The following is a 17,820-nucleotide window of genomic DNA, read 5'->3' as shown; positions in this document are numbered from 1 at the left end:
CACCCATTATGACGTACGTCACCGCCCCCGCCCGTCAAACCACGAACGACGACGGCGGACGTCAGTCCTCCGGCGAGTGCTGTCACACGGCGGTGTAGCCGCCGTCGACGAGGTAGTAACCACCGGTCATGAACGAGGCGTCGTCCGACAAGAGGAAGCTCACGAGGTGGGCAACCTCCTCCGCAGTGCCGAGGCGTCCCAGGGCATGCTTGCCCTCGAGGGCCTGCCGGACCTCGGCGCTGAGGCTGCGCTCTACCAACGGGGTCTTGATATAGCCGGGCCCAACCGAATTGATGCGCAGCCCCTGGGGACCGTACTCAGCGGCGGCGTTCTTGGTGAGGCCCACCACGCCGTGCTTGGCGGCGGTGTAGGCGCCGTTGCCCAGCGCCGCGACCGAGCCGTGGATGGACGCCATGTTGACGATGGCGCTCTTGCTGCTTCCGGCCTTGAGCATCTCCGGGATCTGGTAGCGCATGCCGTACAGCACGCCGTTGAGGTTGATGTCGATGACCCTGTCCCAGTCGTCCAGGTCAGTCTCGCCGGCGGGGGCTTGCTTGCCGCCGATGCCGGCATTGTTCACCGCAAAGTGCAGGGCGCCGTAGGTGTCGACCGCGTGGCGGACGACCTTTTCGTTGTCTTCCTTGCTGGCAGTGTCCTGCTTTACGGCCGAAGCCGTGCCGCCGGCGTCGATAATTTCCTGGGTTACCCGGTGCGCGGCATCCAAGTTGATGTCAGTCACCACTACGCTGGCGCCCTTTGCCGCAAGTTCCTTGCTGACCGCCTCGCCGATGCCTGAGCCGCCGCCAGTAACGAGGGCTACCCTATCCGTGAACTGTGCCATGCCATGCTCCGTTCTGATAGACGCGGCAGACGGTCCGCGGCGTCCCTTCGCCCGCTGGTGCTCGTGCCCACGGGGCCTCGAGCCCCACAATACCGAGGACAGTTCACCATCGTCCTTCTGAATGCCATATTTGCCGCTGTTTGTGCTGACTAGGAGCGGCCTACCCGGCGTACCCTCACCATTACCGAACGGCTGCCAGATGGTCTCGCGCTGCTTGCTCCAGGTGTGTCAGATCTGAGGCGATTGAGACAAAGGTAAAGCCCTGCTCGATGCGCTGGCGAGCCACAGCACCGTTGGGTGTGTGGATGGCTGCAATCCGCCCTGCCGCCTTGGCAGCATGAAGCACCCGTTTGACTGCGGCATTGAAGTCCTCCGCGACGTCAGGGTCGTTTGGTCGGTTGCCACCGACAGCAAGGGAGAGATCCGAGGGACCGATGTAAACGCCATCGACGCCTTCAACCGCGCAAATGCTTTCAACGTTGTCCAGCCCCTCAGCGGTCTCGATCATCACGAGCAGGATCACGGACCGATCGGAATCTGCGGGTGTAGGACCGACCCGCAGACCTGAGCGCATGGGACCGTAGGACCGCATGCCGGTACCCGGGTATCGAGTGGCTTGGACTGCGGCTTCGGCCTCAGCAGAATTGTTGACCAATGGGACGATTACGCCACGGGCACCGGCGTCCAGCGCCTGCCCGATGACGGCCGCATTGTTTGCCTCCACCCGGACGATGCCGGCCGGTCCGTGGGCTGCGTCGATGGCCATGAGGTTGGCTAAGATGCCCGAGTAGCCCATCAGCCCATGCTGGCCGTCGAGTGCGATGTAGTCGTAGCCGGTCATGGCCACACGCTCGTTAGAGATCGGTGAGTCAAGCACGGACCAGTAGCCGACCGTCACCTTTCCCTGCTTGGCCTGGGCGATGACATCTGCGGCTGGGTGATTCACTGTGTACTCCGGCTTTCGTGTGGGTAGGAAGGGTATGAGGGGACGCATGTTGATTGGCTATCTGTTGTAGGCCGGCATCGGCCCGCGCAACTGAGCGCCAACCTCATCGCAGGCTTTGATGATGTCCTGAGCCAAGGGCCCGCGGTGAAGGATGTCTATGTTGGACTGCAACTGGTGCGGTTTCGATCCCCCGAGTAGAACTGAGCCTGTGGCCGGCTTGGATAGCAACCAGCGCATGGAAAGCTCTACAAGGGAGATACCGGCACCATCAGCGATGGCAGACAGCTCTGAGATGGCATCGAAGAGCCGACTGTCCCAGTAGCGTTCCTTGTACATTTCGGCCAGTCGCGAGCCTTCGAATCGCCCGCCCTCTGGCGCGGCATCGAACTGATGCTTGCCAGTGAGCAGACCGCCCCCGAGCGGGTTGTAGACCATGGTGTGCAGCTCCGTGACCTGGGCGAACTCGGCGTACTCCTCCTCGATGCGACGGGCTAAGAGGTTATAGAGTTGCTGGGCGACGACCGGCCGGGAGAGCCCGGCCCGGTCCGCGGCAACGTTCACGTCAGCGATTTGCCAAGCCGCGAAGTTCGATACTCCCAGGACATCAAACTTTCCTTCTGCGGCGAGCGCGGCCAGCGTATCCATCGTCTCGTCGAGGCTCGTGCTTCTGTCCGGCTGGTGGAGATAGAAGATCTCTACATGCTCCGTCCGCAATCGACGCAGGCTGCCCTCCAGTGACCAGCGCAGCCCTTGTCGCGACAGGGGGGCATGTCCGTCAGCGTCCACGTGCGGCATACCTGCCTTCGTGGCCAGCACAACGTCGTCGCGGCGCCCGCTCAACAGCCTTCCGAGGATTTCTTCCGTTTGCCCGCCTGAGTAGCCGTTGGCCGTGTCGACAGCGGTGACTCCCGCCTCAAGCGCGGACTCGAGCATGATTGCAGACCCCTGTTCGTCCACCGTGTCGCCGAACGTCATGGTCCCAAGCACCATGGTGGAAAGCGGTTTTTCCAGTCCCGGCAGTTGTCTGGTCTTCATTGTTCTCCTCATGAAATGGGGTCGGGGCGCTACCCCGGACACGTGTGTTCGGTTGAATCAGGCAATGCCGTTGACGGGTTCCTCGCCGCGGAGGACGCGGGCGATATCTGCCACCACCATGGCACCCATGGTGGCGTTCGCCTTATCCGTGAAAGCGCCGATATGCGGCGTGAGGATGACATTTGGCAGCAGTGCCAAGGGACTGCCCGCTTGCAGAGGCTCGGTCGCGAAGGCGTCTAGCGCCGCGCCGGCCAGATGCCCGTCGTCCAGCAGACCAGCCAAATGTTCTTCATCCACCAGTCCGCCGCGGGCGGCATTGATCAGGAAAGCTCCCCTTCTCATTGCATCCAGCCGTGCCGCATCCAACAGCGGCCTATCCCCCGCCGAACCGGGCAGATGCAGGCTGAGGAAGTCGGAGTTGGAAATGCATTCATCGAGACCGGCCCGCTGTACGCCCTGGTTGGCGAACGCTTCGTCCTGCAGATACGGGTCATAAGCGATGATGTTCATGCCGAATGCACCGGCCCGGCGGGCCACGGCCTGTCCGATGCGGCCGAAGCCCAGCAGGCCGAGCGTCCGGCCTCCCAGTTCAACGCCGTGGAAGCGATCCCAACGTCCGTCCAGCATGCTGCTGTGGGCCTGAACCAACTGCCGGGCCAAGGCCAGCATCAGACCGAACGTGAGGTCCGCGACCGCGTCCGAATTCGAACCCGGCGCATTTATCACGCGGACCCCGGCTGCACGGGCAGCCTCACAGTCGATGTTGTCCACCCCGACGCCGTGCTTAGCCACCACCCGTAGCTCCGGATTGGCGGCGAAGACTTCCGGCCCCACCTCGTCCAGTCCGACAATCGCCGCACGACTTCCAGCAAGGGCCGCTGCCAGCCGCTCGCTGGAAAGCGGGTGGTTTCCCGTCATCACCTGGTGGCTCAAGCCCAGCCGCTCCAACTCGTCCCACGGCAGGGACGACTGTTGTCCGAAGCTCGGGGTGGTGATCAGCACATCACTGAATGGCACTGTCGGTGTATCCGTTGGATCTCCCATAGTCGACAGATTAACCAATGCTGACACCGAAGACCTCAAGCGCAGAGTAGATGCCGATCAGGGCGATGGCCGTACTGCTGACCGCCAGCAACACTGTCCAGACCGGGCTGGGCCGGTAGCGGCGGTCAACTTGACGACGCAGCACCCAAACGGCAATCACCACGGCAACGAGGAAACCTGCGGAGGCCATGCCGCCAATGACAACCATGATGACCGGGGACTTGATGACCAGAAATGTCGAGGCCCAAATGATGGGCATAACAATAGTGAGCGTCGAAATGATGCGTCGGCGTTTGCGCACGTCGGTCCAGTCAAAAAAGCCCAGGATCGCAAGGGTGTTCGTCCACAGCCGAGGTACGGAAGCCGTCGAAGCGATCAGTGTCGAGTACAGGACCCCGAATGCGCCGACCAGGAAGATCCAATGGCCCCATGGACCCATCGTGTCCGTGTACATCCGGGACAGGGTGAGGATCATGTCGTTTCCCTTGGGAACCAGCCCCTGCGGGTGCAGTACCGAAGCGCCGATCATGTAGAAAGACAGCGTGCACAACGTACAGATGATCCAGGACGCCAGCACGTCCAGACGCATTACTTTGATCCAGCCCTCGGCACGCTTGGCGCGTTCTTCGGTGCCGTCGTCAGGTCCGGTCCAGCGGGCGTACCCCTTCTCCAAACACCAGTACGTATAAGTGGTCATTTCGTCTGACCCCACACCAGTCAGGCCAAACATGGCAACGGCGAAGCCGATCGCCCCGGCCGGGAGGGATAACGTCAAGCCGGACATGACGTCGGAGCCGCTGTAGGCGAAATCAGTGAGAGGCAGGCCGACAGCAAGAGCCACGGTGATGAGAGTGAAGACCACCACGGCAACGAAAGCTGCCCGCTCAACCACGCTGTATTTCCCGCTCACAAGCAGCGTGATCACAGACGCCATAACAATGACGGTCCAGAACGTCAGCGACGGCATTTCCAGCGGGTCACTCATGACCGGGAACATGATGGACATGGCCGCGACTGCGCCACCGATGATTCCGCCGCGCTGCAGAATCTTGGCGAAGTCCATCAGGATCCACAGGAAGTTGATCCAACTGCCACGGCGCGTGCGCGGTTTGACCTGGCTATAACCTTCCAGAGCGGTCTTGCCGCTCAGAATGGCCCACTGTGCGAGTTCCATCTGCACCCAGACTTTGATGGCCGTGGAGATGATCACCAGCCACAACAGAACGAAGCCGGCCTGCGCGCCCAGTGCGGTGGTGGTGATGAGTTCGCCGGAACCGACGACGGCGGCGGATAGCACCATGCCGGGTCCGAGATACCGGAAGCGGCCTCGGAAAGTAACCGGCGGTGCTTGCACGTCTTCGGGGCGCAGCGCATATGGGTCGGCGGGCAATGCGCCCGTTTCCGCCCGGGTGGGTGTTGCAGTCATTTCAGTCTCCCTTGACTCAAAAAATCGTAGTCGCTCTGTGCCCACCGAACTCAAAGCTTCTCGTCGGTACACCACAACGCGGCGTGGGATGGCATTCTGTTGTTGCGTGAATCACGCTATGTCACTTGCGCGAAATCCGCAACTAGAATAGCGTGATTCACGCAAGCATTCAGCGCGAACTGATAACCGAAGGAGGCCATGATGCTACCGACTGCCATTGCCGACGACCTTTCGGGGGCGACGGAAATCGCGGCGGCTTGGGCCGACGTTCCCGACACTGGGGCTGGCCAAGCTTGGGCGCCGTCACGCCCTACGGTCGCCGTGTCCTTGGCGGCAAACGAGCCCTCTGCTCATACTTCGGGACCCCACGTTTTTGATTCAAATAACCGCCCCAAAAGGCCCGAATCGGCTGCAGCGGCGATGTCTGCGCTACTAAGTAAGTGGTCCGCCGACGGCGGGGCGCCCTTGTTCCTCAAATTCGACTCGCTGCTCCGAGGAAACCTCGCCCACGAATTGCGCGTTGCGCGCAATTTTGCTCCCGTTGTTTTCTGTCCGGCGGTGCCAAGCAACCGTCGCACAGTAGTGGACGGGGTGCTGTTCATCGGCGACCAGCCCCTGCACAACACTTCCTTGTGGCAGGCAGAACCAGCTGCACCGGCAGCCACCGTAGCGGGACAGTTCGCGGGCGTGAAGACTGCACGACTGAGCCTCGCCTCGCTTCGTGCAGCAGATCGTGCCGATCGTCTGGAAAGGGCGGCTGCGAACGACAATGTGGTCATCTGCGATGCCGAGAATGATTCCGATCTCGCCCTGCTTGCCGAGGCCGCCGCGGAACGACGCTTCATCCTCGCCGGTGCAGCGGGTCTGGGACTTGCTTGGGTACATCAGCAGGTTCCTCCCGAAGACCGCCACCGTGACCATCGCGGAGAAGAACTGTCCGCGCTCCTCGGCCCGGAAAGGAACACTCTCTTCATCCTCGGCAGCGCAAGCGAAGTAGTTCGACGCCAAGCGCTTCATCTAGAGGAGGCGGAGGTCGCCGTGGTACGTGTTGGACCGGGTGACGTATCGGGTCTGCGTCTGCCACGGGGCTGCACTGCTGCCGTGGTTCTCGAGGGCACCTTCGAGCCCGATCACTCAGTGCGTCTGGAGCGGGACCTGGCCGAGCTAGCCGCCCGCGAAGGTGGCGGCCGGCATCTTGTGCTCAGCGGCGGAGCAACTGCCCGGGCCGCACTGGACGAACTGCGCGTCACCGAGCTCGTTCCACTCGCCCAGGCACATCCGGGCGCCGTGGTCAGTCTTGCCTCCGACGGTCGGCTCATTGCCACCCGTCCTGGCTCCTACGGGTCCGATGACAGTCTCACCCGCATTCTCCAAACCATCAATGCACTGCAAAACGTGCATATCAGGAAGGGCGTTTCATGAGCATCCCGTATATAGCCGTCACAATGGGTGACGGTGCCGGCATCGGCCCCGAAGTTACGGTTGCATCTGCGGTAGATCCCGACATTCTCGCCGTGTGCCGCCCTATCGTCATCGGAGATGCGACCCGCCTGCAGGCAGCCGCCACGACTATTGGCTCCGACGCCCAGATTCAGGCGATCGGCGACATAAGCGAAGCCGTCTTCGAGGGGCGCCGCATCAACGTGATCGATTTGGGGCTCCTGCCGAGAGACCTTCTGTGGGGAAAGCTCTCCCCAGTAGCCGGCGACGCGGCGTACCAGTACATCAAGGTAGCCGCAGAGCTCGCCATGACAGGGCAGGTGCAGGCAATCTGTACCGCACCCTTAAACAAGGAGGCCCTGCACGCCGGCGGCCACCTCTATCCCGGGCACACCGAAATGCTGGCCACTCTCACGGGAACCGAAGAGGTCTCCATGATGCTGTCCACACCCAAACTGAAGGTCATTCATGTGACAACTCACATCGGCCTACTTGACGCGGTGGCGCGCATCGAGCCCGGACTGGTCCAGCGAACCATCCAGCGCGGCTACGAGGCCCTACGGCGGGCCGGCGTCGAGAGCCCGCGGATCGGTGTATGCGCTATCAACCCGCACGCCGGCGAAAATGGGCTCTTTGGCAACGACGAAGAAGCACTCAAAATCACTCCTGGTATCGAGGCAGCCCGCGAGCAAGGAATTGACGCGGTCGGCCCTCTGCCGGCAGACACTCTATTCTTCCTGGCCGGGCGTGGCGACTATGACCTCGTAGTGGCTATGTACCACGACCAGGGACACGGCCCGGTCAAGGTGCTGGGGATCGAGGCGGGAGTCAACATCACGGTGGGACTACCTGTCATCCGGACGTCGGTAGATCACGGCACGGCCTTCGATATCGCCGGAAAGAACATCGCCGACTCCCGTAGCATGGTGGAGGCGCTTCGGCAGGCAGCGGAGATGGCCACCCGGCACTAGGGGGCAGGTAAATCAGGAAATCCGATGAGGGGCAGGAATGACACGATCGGCACGTGCCAGGCGGGAGGCCATCTATGACTTGGCAGTCACGACAGGCCTGGCCTCGGTAGAGAACCTCTCTGCCAGGTTCGGTGTCACCGCGTCGACGATCCGCCGCGACCTTGCCGTACTCAAGGACGACGGGCGCCTAGCCCGCACCTATGGCGGGGCTATGCCCGTCGAGGCGCACCCCGAGGCTTCGCTGCGTCAGCGCGTTGGCCTGGCATACGAGCAAAAACAGGCGATTGCCCGATGGGCCGCCCAGGAGATCCAGCGCGGCGAGAACATACTGCTGGACGGCGGATCCACGGTCGCTGCGCTCGCGCACCAGCTGAAAACCGTGGCAGATCTGGACGTTTCCACCGTCGGTTTGAACACAATTCACGAGCTCGCTGGGGCCACCGGCGTCCGAGTGCGCTGCTTGGGTGGATTGCTCCGCGAGGCCAGCCAGACGTTCGTGGGGCCGCTGACCGAGGCGGCGCTTGAACGAATGACATTCGACAGAGTATTCCTTGGAGCCGACGCGGTCACCGCCGAGGATGGAATCTGTGAGGCCGACGCTATCCAGACTCGTCTTAAGGAGCTCATGGCCCGCCGCGCTGAGCGAGTCTACCTGCTGGCCGATTCCTCGAAGCTCGGCCAGCGGCCATTCCACGCCTGGGTGCGGCTTCCCGGTCCGTGGACTTTAGTGACTGATGATGGAGCCAGCGCCGTTGAAGTCGAGAAGTTCCGAAACGCCGGAGCCGTGGTGGAGGTTGTTGCCACTTCTCCTCGACCGCCTTCGTAAAGCCCTTCTGCACAAATTTGCCCGACAACATAGTTTGCCGGGCTGTCATAGTAGGTCCGCTCCGGGGGAGTTCAAGCACACCTCACATTCCCGTCCGGGCAGGAATATCGTCGTCCCTATCGACGGGAGTCAGTCCTCCGGCGAGTGCTGGGCGAGGAAGGAATACACTTCCGTCTCGTCCACGCCGGGGAACGCTCCCTGGGGCATGGCGGCCAGCAGGTGGGTCTGGGCGCGGGCGCTTGGCCAGGCGTGGCCGGCCCACTGGTCCAGCAGCGACTTCGGTGGCCGGCGGCAGCACTGCTCGTCCGGGCAGGTGGAAGTGGAGCGCTCGGTGGTGTCCCGGCCGCGGAACCACTTGACGTGGACGTAGGGTACGCCGATGCTCAGCGAGAACTTGCCCGCAGCGGACCGTTCGGTGCGGGCGGTACACCAGAACGTTCCCACCGACGTGTCCGTGTACTGGTTGTAGGCGCTGAACTGGTCCGGCACCTCGAACACCGCGCGCGAGGTCCAGTAGCGGCAGATGCTCTGCCCCTCGATCGCGCCGATGTGATCCGACGGGAAGTTCACGCCGTCGTTCTCATAAGCCTTGTGGATGATGCCGCTTTCATGGACCTTCTGGAAATGGACCGAAATGCCCAGGTGCTCGGTGGCGAGGTTGGTGAAGCGGTGCGCGGCGGTTTCGTATGAAACCGCGAACGCGTCGCGGATGTCCTCCACTGCCAGTTCCTTGGCGTTCTTGGCCTGCTGCAGAAAGTCCACCGTGGCCTTCTCCGGCATCATCAGCGACGCCGCAAAATAGTTGGTCGCGACACGCTGCCGGAGAAATTCCGCATAACTTTCCGGCGTCTCATGACCGAGCACATAGTGGCCCAGGGCCTGCAGGAGGATGGAACGGGTGCTGTGCTCGGAGCGCTGCGACTGCGTCAGGTAAATCCGCATGTTCTTCAAATCCGTCACCGAACGGGTCGAATGCGGCAGGTCCGACACGTCGTGCAGGCTGAAACCCAGGTGGGCCGCGATGTCCGCGACGAGGTGGTGGGACAGCGGGCCGGTGGTGTGGCCAACCGCCTTGAGCACCCGCTCGGCTTCCTGCTCGATCTCCGGGAAGTAGTTGTTCTGCTCGCGCATTTTCTTCCGCAGCTCCGCGTTGGCGCGGCGGGCCTCCTCCGGGGTGGCCAGCTGTTCGTTGAGCCGTCGCTCCAGCTCGCCCTGCAGGCCTAGGAGCGACTCGAGCACGTCCATGGGAAGCCGTGAACCGATGCGGACCTTGGGCAGGCCGAGCGACTGGTAGAGCGGCCCGCGCTGGGCACGTTCCAGCTCGATTTCCAACGCCGCCCGCCGGCTGGGCGGCTCCGTGCCGAGCAGCTGGTCCATCCCGACGCCGAGGGCCGCGGCCAGCGACTGCAGCATGCCGAGCTTGGGCTCGCGCTTACCGTTTTCGATCAGCGACAGTTGCGACGGCGCCGTGCCGACGGCCTCGCCGAGCTCGTCCAGGGTCAGCCCGAGGTTCTTGCGCAGGTGGCGCACCCGGCGGCCCAGGCTGATCATGTCCAAATCATCGGGGCCGGCGGCGGTGGCGGTAGCCGTCTTGCTCTTTGCGGGGTGGTTCCAGCTTGCAGAGGTCATTTCTTGAGGATACGCGAAGAAACGCGAATCTTTCCAGCATTTTGGTCTAGATAACCCCTTGCAAGGTACGGAATAGTCGTTTTCACGAAGAAGTTCGGCATTCAAGCCGTAACTGAAGTCACCCGGCAGGGACGTCGGGGAAACCAAGGAGAAGCGCAATGACAGCATCATTTGAGCCGGCACCGCAGACAGCTGAAGAAGCAGCTAAGGCACTGGAGCTCGAGTGGGCCGCCAATCCCCGCTGGGAGGGCATCACTCGTGACTATTCCGCAGCGGATGTCGTCCGCCTCCGTGGCCGTGTGCAGGAAGAGCATACGCTGGCCAAGCGCGGTTCCGAGAAGCTGTGGAACCAGCTGACCGAGGAAGCCAAGACCGGGCAGTACACCAACGCCCTCGGCGCACTGACCGGCAACCAGGCCGTGCAGCAGGTCAAGGCCGGGCTCCGCGCCATCTACCTTTCCGGCTGGCAGGTCGCCGCCGACGCCAACCTTTCCGGCCACACCTACCCGGACCAGAGTCTCTACCCGGCGAACTCGGTGCCGCAGGTGGTCCGCCGCATCAACAACGCGCTGCTGCGCGCCGACCAGATCGAGTACTCCGAGGGCATCCAGAGCGTTGAGGACTGGCTGGTCCCGATCGTGGCCGACGCCGAGGCTGGCTTCGGCGGCCCGCTGAACGCCTACGAGCTGATGAAGTCCATGATTTCCTCCGGCGCCTCCGGCGTGCACTGGGAAGACCAGCTCGCCTCCGAGAAGAAGTGCGGCCACCTGGGCGGCAAGGTCCTCATCCCCACCGCGCAGCACATCCGCACGCTGAACGCGGCCCGCCTGGCCGCCGACGTCGCCGGCACGCCGAGCGTCATCATCGCCCGGACCGACGCGGAAGCGGCCACGCTGATCACCTCGGACGTAGACGAGCGGGACCGCGAGTTCATCACCGGCGAGCGCACCCCGGAGGGCTTCTACAAGGTCCGCAACGGCATTGAGCCCTGCATCGCCCGGGCCAAGGCCTACGCCCCGTACTCCGACCTCATCTGGATGGAGACCGGGACGCCGGACCTGGAGCTGGCCCGCAAGTTCGCCGAGTCCGTCAAGGCGGAGTTCCCGGACCAGATGCTCTCCTACAACTGCTCCCCGTCCTTCAACTGGAAGAAGCACCTGGACGACGCCACCATCGCGAAGTTCCAGCGTGAGCTCGGTGCCATGGGCTTCACCTTCCAGTTCATCACGCTTGCCGGCTTCCACGCCCTGAACTACTCGATGTTCGATCTGGCCCACGGTTACGCCCGTGACGGCATGAGCGCCTACGTCGAGCTGCAGGAAAAGGAATTCGGCGCAGAAGACCGCGGCTACACCGCAACCAAGCACCAGCGCGAAGTAGGCACCGGCTACTTCGACCAGATCGCAACTGCCCTCAACCCCAATGGCAGCACCCTGGCTTTGGTGGGTTCCACCGAAGAAGGCCAGTTCCACTAAAAATTACGACGACGACGGCGGTGCGTTCCGCCGCCAAGGCTTGCACCGCCGTCGTTGTCCCCCAGCTTTGAGGAGTAAGTGCCATGAACGATCCGATCACCTTGAACGGCATCACGCTGACCGCTACGCCCGTGCGGCGCCAGGAGGAAATCCTGACCCCGCAGGCACTGGACTTCGTTGCCCGACTGCACAAGGCCACCGCCGGCCGCCGCGAGGAACTGCTGCAGCTGCGCAAGGACCGCCGCCGCTGCATCGCCAAGGGCCACGACCCGAAGTTCCTGCCCGGAACCCGCGGTATCCGCGAGGACGAGTCCTGGCAGGTTGCCCCGCCCGCGCCGGGGCTGGAGGACCGCCGGGTGGAAATCACCGGGCCGGTGGAGAAGAAGATGACCATCAACGCGCTCAACTCCGGCGCGAAGGTCTGGCTCGCGGACATGGAAGACTCCTCCACCCCGTCCTGGTCCAACGTCATCAACGGGCAGCTGAACCTGACCGACGTGCTGGATCGCAAGATCGACTTCACCTCGCCGGAGGGCAAGGAGTACAAGGTCCATGGCACGCAGCTGACCGACCTGCCCACCATTGTGGTACGGCCGCGCGGCTGGCACCTGCCGGAGAAGCACATGCTGGTCGGCGGCGAGCCGGTGGCCGGCGGGATCGTTGACTTCGGGCTCTACTTCTTCCACAACGCCCAGCGGCTGATCGCCCAGGGCCGCGGACCGTACTTCTACCTGCCGAAGATCGAGAACCACCTCGAGGCACGGCTGTGGAACGACATCTTCATCCTGGCCCAGGACATGCTGGACATCCCGCAGGGCACCATCCGGGCCACCGTGCTGATCGAGACCATCACGGCCGCGTTCGAGATGGAGGAGATCCTCTACGAACTGCGCGAGCACGCTTCAGGCCTGAACGCCGGCCGCTGGGACTACATCTTCTCGGTGATCAAGAACTTCCGGACCCGCGGCGCCCGGTACGTGATGCCGGACCGCACGCAGGTGACCATGACCGCTCCGTTCATGCGCTCCTACACCGAGCAGCTGGTGCGGGCCTGCCACCGCCGCGGCGCCATGGCGATCGGCGGCATGGCGGCCTTCATCCCGAACCGCCGCGACCCGGAAGCCAACTCCATCGCGATGGAGAAAGTCCGCGCGGACAAGACCCGCGAGGCCAACGACGGTTTCGACGGTTCCTGGGTGGCGCACCCGGACCTGGTGCCGGTGGCCCGCGACGTGTTCGACTCCGTCCTGGGCGGACGGCCCAACCAGATCGACCGCCGGCGCGACGACGTCACGCCCGATGACCGCGGCCTGCTGAACATCGCCGGCACGGAGGGAAAGATCACGGAGCGCGGCATCCGCACCAACATCGAGGTAGGTATCCGCTACATCGAGTCCTGGCTGCGGGGCAACGGCGCTGTAGCCATCCACAACCTGATGGAGGACGCCGCCACCGCGGAGATCTCCCGCTCACAGATCTGGCAGTGGATCCGCCAGTCCGCCATCACCGATGAAGGCGAGATCATCAGCCTGGACTGGGTGCAGCGCCTGCTGGATGAAGAATTCGCCAAGCTGCCGCGTTTCGAGGACGACCTCTTCGACGACGCACGCGACATCTTCGAGGAAGTGGCCCTGGGCGAAGAATTCCCCGCTTTCCTCACCGTCCCGGCGTACGAGCGCTACCTGCACGAGAAGCGCGAAGAGCTCGTCGCCGCCTAAACCGTCCGGCGGCCGGGGAGGACCATCGGCCAGCAACTGCCTCCCCGCCGCCGGCCTGAACTTTCCGCAGAGCCGTCCGGTCCATCATTCGCCACAGTTTGCCCGAAAGCCGGGCGGGCCGGATGGCTGTGCGGAAGCAGTCTCTAAGTAAATAGGAGCGATGCCCCGGCCCATTACGGTCCGGGGTTTTCTGCATTCGTTTTCAACCGTGCTAGCTGTCGGTACTCGACAGGCGGCAGAATGCTGCCGATTCCATCAGAATCATCCTCGCCTCGCAGGTAGAAATCGAAAGATCTGTAAGTTTCTGTCTATTCGCACATATTCATATGCGCAAGTAGCAACCTCGTAGCCACACTATCGCCCTTGATAATTGGGAATGCCATGCAGAATTAGTGCCCTCATACGCGAAACGCGGGACCTCTCTCGCTGCTTTACGAAGAGGTCCCGCGAGTGCCATGTGCAGTGAACGTGCTGCGAATCACCCCACCTTCTCAGTCGGATGCGTGGGTTGCGCCCAGCAAATCCCGAACCCTCGCCGCGATCCGCACAAACTCCGGATGTTCCATCGTGTCGCCGTAGTCCCGATCGTTGCCCAACGGAACATTGATGGTTTCGAGAATTCGTCCAGGACGTGGACTCATCACGACAACCCGGTTAGCCAGGAAAACGGCCTCCGCAACGGAATGGGTCACCAGGATTACTGTCGTTCCGGTTTCCCGCCAGATTCTGTGCAGTTCAATGTTCATTCGTTCACGAGTCAGCGCGTCAAGCGCACCAAACGGTTCATCCATGAGGAGCACATCGGGTTCGTGCAGCAGCGCCCTGCACAGGGAAACACGTTGTTGCATGCCGCCGGATAGTTCATGGGGCATGGCGTTCTCGAAGCCGGAGAGTCCCGTCATCGCGATAAGCATGTCCGCCCGGTTCGCGGCTTTGGCCTTGTCCATGCCGCGCATTTCAGCTTGGATCAGGATGTTTCCACGGACATTGCGCCATTCAAGCAAGGCTGCTCGTTGAAAAACGTAGCCGATGTCACGGCGTGGACCTTCGACGATCGTGTCCCTCAATTTAGCTGTGCCAGAGCTCGCCTGCGTCAGTCCTGCCACTACTTTGAGCAGTGTGGATTTCCCGCAACCGGACGGTCCAGCGATGGAGAGAAACTCGCCTTTCGGAATGGTGAGGTCAACGTTGTCCAGAGCTGTAACCTCGCCCCTTTTGGAAGAGAACTTCACTGAGAGCTGTTCGATGTCGACTACTGGAGCTAAGCCGACTTGGGGTTGTTCCATGAATGTTGAAGTCATGATCTTTGAGCCTTACTTCGGCTGGTATGCCGAGTCGAAGTACTTATTGACATCGCCTGCCGACGCCAACAACCCGGCTTCTGACAAAGTTTTAATTGTTGCTGCCCAGTCGGCTGGGTCATTAACCCCTGGCTTCTGTCCTTCAGTCGCATCGGTGTGGAGCAGCTTCATCGTTTCTTCCCACTGTGTCAGCACGACATCCTGCGCTGGTATTTGCGGGTCTTTGCCCTCCATCGCTGCGGCCGCAGCTTCGGGATTAGCAATGGCTGCCTCGAACGACTCCGATACAGCAGCCATCATCCGTTCAGCTACCTCCGGGTTATCGGAGAGGTAGTCATCCGATGAGATCAGGCCATTGGAGTAGAAGCTAACACCCGCATCCGCATACCGTAGGTAAGTCATCTCCTTGCCAGACTTGCTCGCAATTGTTGGACCCTGGTCGTGTGCGAATCCAATCAGCCCATCAACCTGACCTGTCATCATCGCAGCCATCTTGCCCGCGGCATCGAGGTTCTGCTGCTTTACATCTGAATCGCTGAGTCCAGCCGCCTCCAAGAATGCAGGGAAGGTAGTCGTAGGTGCATCCCCCGCAGAGACCGCGATGGTCTTGCCCTTCAAATCCTCTGGACTGGTGATCCCCGAATCCGCGAAGACTTGAACCGCCGAAGGCGTTGTCTGCAGGTACACTCCCAGGCTCTTGACTGCCACGCCCTTGTCGATATTGGCGAGGACGGCGGGGGTATCCGCCCAACCGAAATCAACCTGGCCCTGGCCAGCAGCCTGAACAGTCTTCGTTGATCCTTGGCCGGCTTTGATGGTCAGATCGATGCCGTGCTCTTCGAAGATCCCCTGTTCCACACCGTAATAGAACGGAGCGTGTTCACCGTACGGATACCAGTTCAGCATCAGGCTAACTGGTTGTGTTTCTCCATCCTGGGGCGAGGTTGCATTGCTGGCTCCGCCACAGGCAGACAATGCCAGAGCGATAGATGCAGCGCCGGCTGCGAACATTGAGCGACGAGAAAGTTTCATTTGTTCTCCAAATATTTATGAGCAGAAAATTGTGGCTTATGTGCTAATTGCTAGAGCGTCGGGAACTATGCCAGGGAATCAGGAACCACTCCAGAACCTGAATCAGCGCGAATAGCAAGACACCGAGGAAAGACATGATAATTAGCGCTGCAAATAACATGGCCGTGTCGATATTTCCGTTGGCCTGCAAGATCACGTAGCCGAGACCTTCGTTGGCCCCTACGAATTCGCCGACTACAGCGCCGGTTACCGCGAGTGTCGCGGCAATTTTTAGCCCAGAAAACAACTGGGGAAGGGAAGACGGAAAACGGACCTTCATGAACGTCTTGAAGGGGTTTGCACCCATCGTCGAAGTCAGCTCAAGGATCTCCGGATCTACCGATTTGAGCCCGGCCATCCCGGAAATAACTATGGGGAAGAAGGCCATGAGGACGGCTACAACAATCTTGGGCTCCATGCCAAAGCCCAGCCACACAACAAATAGCGGCGCGATGGCGATCTTGGGAATGACCTGGGCAAACAGGATCAGTGGATACATCGTCTTTTCGACCGACTTCGAATAAATCATCAGTACTGCGACGAGTTCACCCAGCAGGAAGGCAATAGCAAAGCCGATCACCGTTTCGATCGTGGTGACCCACGTATGCTGCATCAGATACCCGGCATTTTCGAAAGTTGTGGTCCATGTATCCTGCGGGCTGGGAAGAATGAACGGTTCTACCCACCCCCGGTTCGTGGACAACCACCACAGGAAACCAAGCACTGCGACGAACCCAGCAGGCCGCCACAACTCCGCCAGTAGACGCGTACCACGGCGGCTTGCCGCTTGGGATCGAGCGGATGCGGGTGGTCCGCCCTGACTCGTGCTTTTTGAATGGGACTGAGTTGCAACGACAGACATGTCGGCTCCTGCATCATTTGTGTGTCTCATAGAGTTGGAATGCGCTTTCCCAAATGGAATGTGTCCCAATCTAGAGTGATTCAGCTCACGAAGTCAATGATCGCTTCGATGTTTCTTGCTCAGGGGCGTGAGAGGCAGATCGTCGGTCGCCCCTCCAGAGGCGGAAGCCCGATTGTTAAGCACTCTCCCGAAGAACGACAGCGCCTGAGATGTTTCGCGTGGCGTTCGCCATCTCGCTGAAAGCGAGGTCTGCGGCGAGATGTCCGATTTCCTCCAAGGGCAGTCGGACCGTCGTCAGTGACGGAGTGTAGTCCGACAGTGTCGGAATGTCGTCGTATCCGGCGACCCGAAGATCCCTCGGGACCTGCAACCCCATTGAGCGGAAAGCGGATATCGCACCGAGTGCCATGACATCATTTGCGGCCAGAACCGTCAGCCCCCGGAGGCCGCCGCCACCGAGTTGCTCGGCAAGGGCTCGTGCAGCCTGATACCCACCATCACGGTTGAAGGGGCCGTGAACGACGGCTACCTCTTCAGCGCCGGTCCGTTCCAGACCATCCCGAAAGCCTGCAAGCCGGTCCTCGACGGTTACGAGATGGTCGGGACCAGCCAAGTAGGCGAACCGGTTCTGGCCAGTTCCGGCCAGAACGCGCAGCAATTCTTCGGCACCGGCGCGGTTGTTTACGAACACCGTTCCGGTTCCCTCCATCCAGGCTTGGCCGATGGTGACTACTCGTCCGCCGTTATCGCGGTACCGCTTGAGCTCGTTCATCAGGCGTTCATCAGGACGCACGGACCTTGAGCCCGCCATGATGATGACATCCGTACGGTGGGCAGCAAAGGCCGTGACAGCGCTAAGTACCGAGGAATCGCCGGTCTCGGCAGCCGCCAAAAGGAGCTGGCGCCTGACTTCCTGCACAGCCTGCTGAACCCCTCTGGCGATCGAGGAGAAGTACGGATCCGCAATATCGTGGACGACGAGGCCGACCAATCCCGTGGACGAACGTGCGAGTGCTTGGGCCTGCGCATTTGCTACGTATCCCAGCTCCAGGGCAGCTGTCCGCACACGTTCGGCGATGACCTCCGCCGGACGACGTTCTGACCCATTGAGGACCCTAGAAGCTGTGGCGAGGGAAACCCCAGCCTGCTTTGCCACTTCGGAAAGCGTGACTGCCGACATGTGCGTCCTTCCACCGGAGTAATCCTCAAAGGAGCAAGATTTTTTGGATAACGTT

15 protein-coding genes are annotated in these 17,820 nt (G+C 61.7%); 5 read left to right on the top strand and 10 right to left on the bottom strand.

Going from position 1 to position 17,820, the window contains the following annotated elements:
• Positions 1-82 precede the first annotated feature (82 nt).
• The 5 genes from HGO92_RS05185 to HGO92_RS05165 form a co-directional block, all read right to left on the bottom strand.
• On the bottom strand, positions 83-841 hold the full coding sequence (locus HGO92_RS05185) for an SDR family NAD(P)-dependent oxidoreductase (RefSeq protein WP_169992531.1): 759 nt from the start codon (positions 839-841) through the stop codon (positions 83-85).
• Between the two features lie 181 nt (positions 842-1,022).
• Positions 1,023-1,787 carry an HpcH/HpaI aldolase family protein gene (locus tag HGO92_RS05180; RefSeq protein ID WP_346768858.1) on the bottom strand — a complete coding sequence of 255 codons (765 nt, stop codon included), beginning with the start codon at positions 1,785-1,787 and terminating at the stop codon, positions 1,023-1,025.
• Positions 1,788-1,844: 57 nt separating this feature from the next.
• The gene (locus HGO92_RS05175; protein WP_169992527.1) at positions 1,845-2,822 is read right to left on the bottom strand and encodes an aldo/keto reductase; all 978 of its coding nucleotides are present in this window, start codon (positions 2,820-2,822) and stop codon (positions 1,845-1,847) included.
• Positions 2,823-2,879: 57 nt separating this feature from the next.
• Positions 2,880-3,866: a phosphoglycerate dehydrogenase gene (locus HGO92_RS05170; RefSeq protein ID WP_169992525.1), complete on the bottom strand. Its 987-nt coding sequence runs from the start codon at positions 3,864-3,866 to the stop codon at positions 2,880-2,882.
• Between the two features lie 10 nt (positions 3,867-3,876).
• Positions 3,877-5,292: an Nramp family divalent metal transporter gene (locus HGO92_RS05165; protein ID WP_169992524.1), complete on the bottom strand. Its 1,416-nt coding sequence runs from the start codon at positions 5,290-5,292 to the stop codon at positions 3,877-3,879.
• Between the two features lie 198 nt (positions 5,293-5,490).
• On the opposite strand from HGO92_RS05165, the gene HGO92_RS05160 reads away from it, so the two are divergent.
• Genes HGO92_RS05160 through HGO92_RS05150 form a run of 3 tightly spaced genes read left to right on the top strand, consistent with a single transcriptional unit; the run spans position 5,491 to position 8,529 of the window.
• Positions 5,491-6,714, top strand: a complete 1,224-nt coding sequence (locus HGO92_RS05160) for a four-carbon acid sugar kinase family protein (RefSeq protein ID WP_346768857.1) — start codon at positions 5,491-5,493, stop codon at positions 6,712-6,714.
• The gene (gene pdxA / locus HGO92_RS05155) at positions 6,711-7,703 is read left to right on the top strand and encodes a 4-hydroxythreonine-4-phosphate dehydrogenase PdxA (RefSeq protein ID WP_169992520.1); all 993 of its coding nucleotides are present in this window, start codon (positions 6,711-6,713) and stop codon (positions 7,701-7,703) included. The genes HGO92_RS05160 and pdxA overlap by 4 nt, the downstream gene beginning before the upstream one ends.
• A 37-nt stretch (positions 7,704-7,740) precedes the next feature.
• Complete coding sequence (locus HGO92_RS05150; protein ID WP_169992518.1) at positions 7,741-8,529, top strand: DeoR/GlpR family DNA-binding transcription regulator; 789 nt, start codon at positions 7,741-7,743, stop codon at positions 8,527-8,529.
• 129 nt (positions 8,530-8,658) lie between these two features.
• On the opposite strand, the gene HGO92_RS05145 is transcribed toward HGO92_RS05150, so the two are convergent.
• Complete coding sequence (locus tag HGO92_RS05145) at positions 8,659-10,158, bottom strand: helix-turn-helix domain-containing protein (RefSeq protein ID WP_169992516.1); 1,500 nt, start codon at positions 10,156-10,158, stop codon at positions 8,659-8,661.
• Positions 10,159-10,316: 158 nt separating this feature from the next.
• Here HGO92_RS05145 and aceA point away from each other — a divergent pair, with 158 nt between their 5' ends.
• Together aceA and aceB are read left to right on the top strand one after the other, a co-directional pair.
• Positions 10,317-11,633, top strand: a complete 1,317-nt coding sequence (gene aceA, locus HGO92_RS05140) for an isocitrate lyase (protein WP_074700077.1) — start codon at positions 10,317-10,319, stop codon at positions 11,631-11,633.
• Positions 11,634-11,716: 83 nt separating this feature from the next.
• Positions 11,717-13,351: a malate synthase A gene (aceB, locus tag HGO92_RS05135; protein WP_169992514.1), complete on the top strand. Its 1,635-nt coding sequence runs from the start codon at positions 11,717-11,719 to the stop codon at positions 13,349-13,351.
• A 491-nt stretch (positions 13,352-13,842) separates the two neighbouring features.
• Here the strand turns inward: aceB and HGO92_RS05130 are convergent, their stop codons facing one another.
• The 4 genes from HGO92_RS05130 to HGO92_RS05115 form a co-directional block, all read right to left on the bottom strand.
• The gene (locus HGO92_RS05130; protein ID WP_169992512.1) at positions 13,843-14,652 is read right to left on the bottom strand and encodes an ABC transporter ATP-binding protein; all 810 of its coding nucleotides are present in this window, start codon (positions 14,650-14,652) and stop codon (positions 13,843-13,845) included.
• A gap of 12 nt (positions 14,653-14,664) precedes the next feature.
• On the bottom strand, positions 14,665-15,684 hold the full coding sequence (locus HGO92_RS05125; protein WP_169992510.1) for an ABC transporter substrate-binding protein: 1,020 nt from the start codon (positions 15,682-15,684) through the stop codon (positions 14,665-14,667).
• A gap of 43 nt (positions 15,685-15,727) precedes the next feature.
• Positions 15,728-16,585, bottom strand: a complete 858-nt coding sequence (locus HGO92_RS05120; RefSeq protein ID WP_169992508.1) for an ABC transporter permease — start codon at positions 16,583-16,585, stop codon at positions 15,728-15,730.
• Positions 16,586-16,760: 175 nt separating this feature from the next.
• A complete protein-coding gene (locus tag HGO92_RS05115) occupies positions 16,761-17,765 on the bottom strand; it encodes a LacI family DNA-binding transcriptional regulator (RefSeq protein WP_169992506.1) in 1,005 nt (334 codons plus the stop codon).
• Positions 17,766-17,820: the final 55 nt, after the last annotated feature.

The organism is Crystallibacter degradans, assembly GCF_012952295.1.
Lineage (GTDB): Bacteria > Actinomycetota > Actinomycetes > Actinomycetales > Micrococcaceae > Crystallibacter > Crystallibacter degradans.
This window is presented reverse-complemented; position numbering and strand designations above follow the sequence as displayed.

Excerpts from the sequence above, each read along its gene's own strand:
- HGO92_RS05115 (WP_169992506.1), bottom strand. The coding sequence starts at position 17,765 with ATGTCGGCAGTCACGCTTTCCGAAGTGGCAAAGCAGGCTGGGGTTTCC.
- HGO92_RS05145 (WP_169992516.1), bottom strand. The coding sequence starts at position 10,158 with ATGACCTCTGCAAGCTGGAACCACCCCGCAAAGAGCAAGACGGCTACC.
- HGO92_RS05150 (WP_169992518.1), top strand. The coding sequence starts at position 7,741 with ATGACACGATCGGCACGTGCCAGGCGGGAGGCCATCTATGACTTGGCA.
- HGO92_RS05125 (WP_169992510.1), bottom strand. The coding sequence starts at position 15,684 with ATGAAACTTTCTCGTCGCTCAATGTTCGCAGCCGGCGCTGCATCTATC.
- HGO92_RS05120 (WP_169992508.1), bottom strand. The coding sequence starts at position 16,585 with ATGTCTGTCGTTGCAACTCAGTCCCATTCAAAAAGCACGAGTCAGGGC.
- HGO92_RS05165 (WP_169992524.1), bottom strand. The coding sequence starts at position 5,292 with ATGACTGCAACACCCACCCGGGCGGAAACGGGCGCATTGCCCGCCGAC.
- HGO92_RS05185 (WP_169992531.1), bottom strand. The coding sequence starts at position 841 with ATGGCACAGTTCACGGATAGGGTAGCCCTCGTTACTGGCGGCGGCTCA.
- HGO92_RS05160 (WP_346768857.1), top strand. The coding sequence starts at position 5,491 with ATGATGCTACCGACTGCCATTGCCGACGACCTTTCGGGGGCGACGGAA.
- HGO92_RS05130 (WP_169992512.1), bottom strand. The coding sequence starts at position 14,652 with ATGACTTCAACATTCATGGAACAACCCCAAGTCGGCTTAGCTCCAGTA.
- aceA (WP_074700077.1), top strand. The coding sequence starts at position 10,317 with ATGACAGCATCATTTGAGCCGGCACCGCAGACAGCTGAAGAAGCAGCT.
- pdxA (WP_169992520.1), top strand. The coding sequence starts at position 6,711 with ATGAGCATCCCGTATATAGCCGTCACAATGGGTGACGGTGCCGGCATC.
- HGO92_RS05170 (WP_169992525.1), bottom strand. The coding sequence starts at position 3,866 with ATGGGAGATCCAACGGATACACCGACAGTGCCATTCAGTGATGTGCTG.
- HGO92_RS05175 (WP_169992527.1), bottom strand. The coding sequence starts at position 2,822 with ATGAAGACCAGACAACTGCCGGGACTGGAAAAACCGCTTTCCACCATG.
- aceB (WP_169992514.1), top strand. The coding sequence starts at position 11,717 with ATGAACGATCCGATCACCTTGAACGGCATCACGCTGACCGCTACGCCC.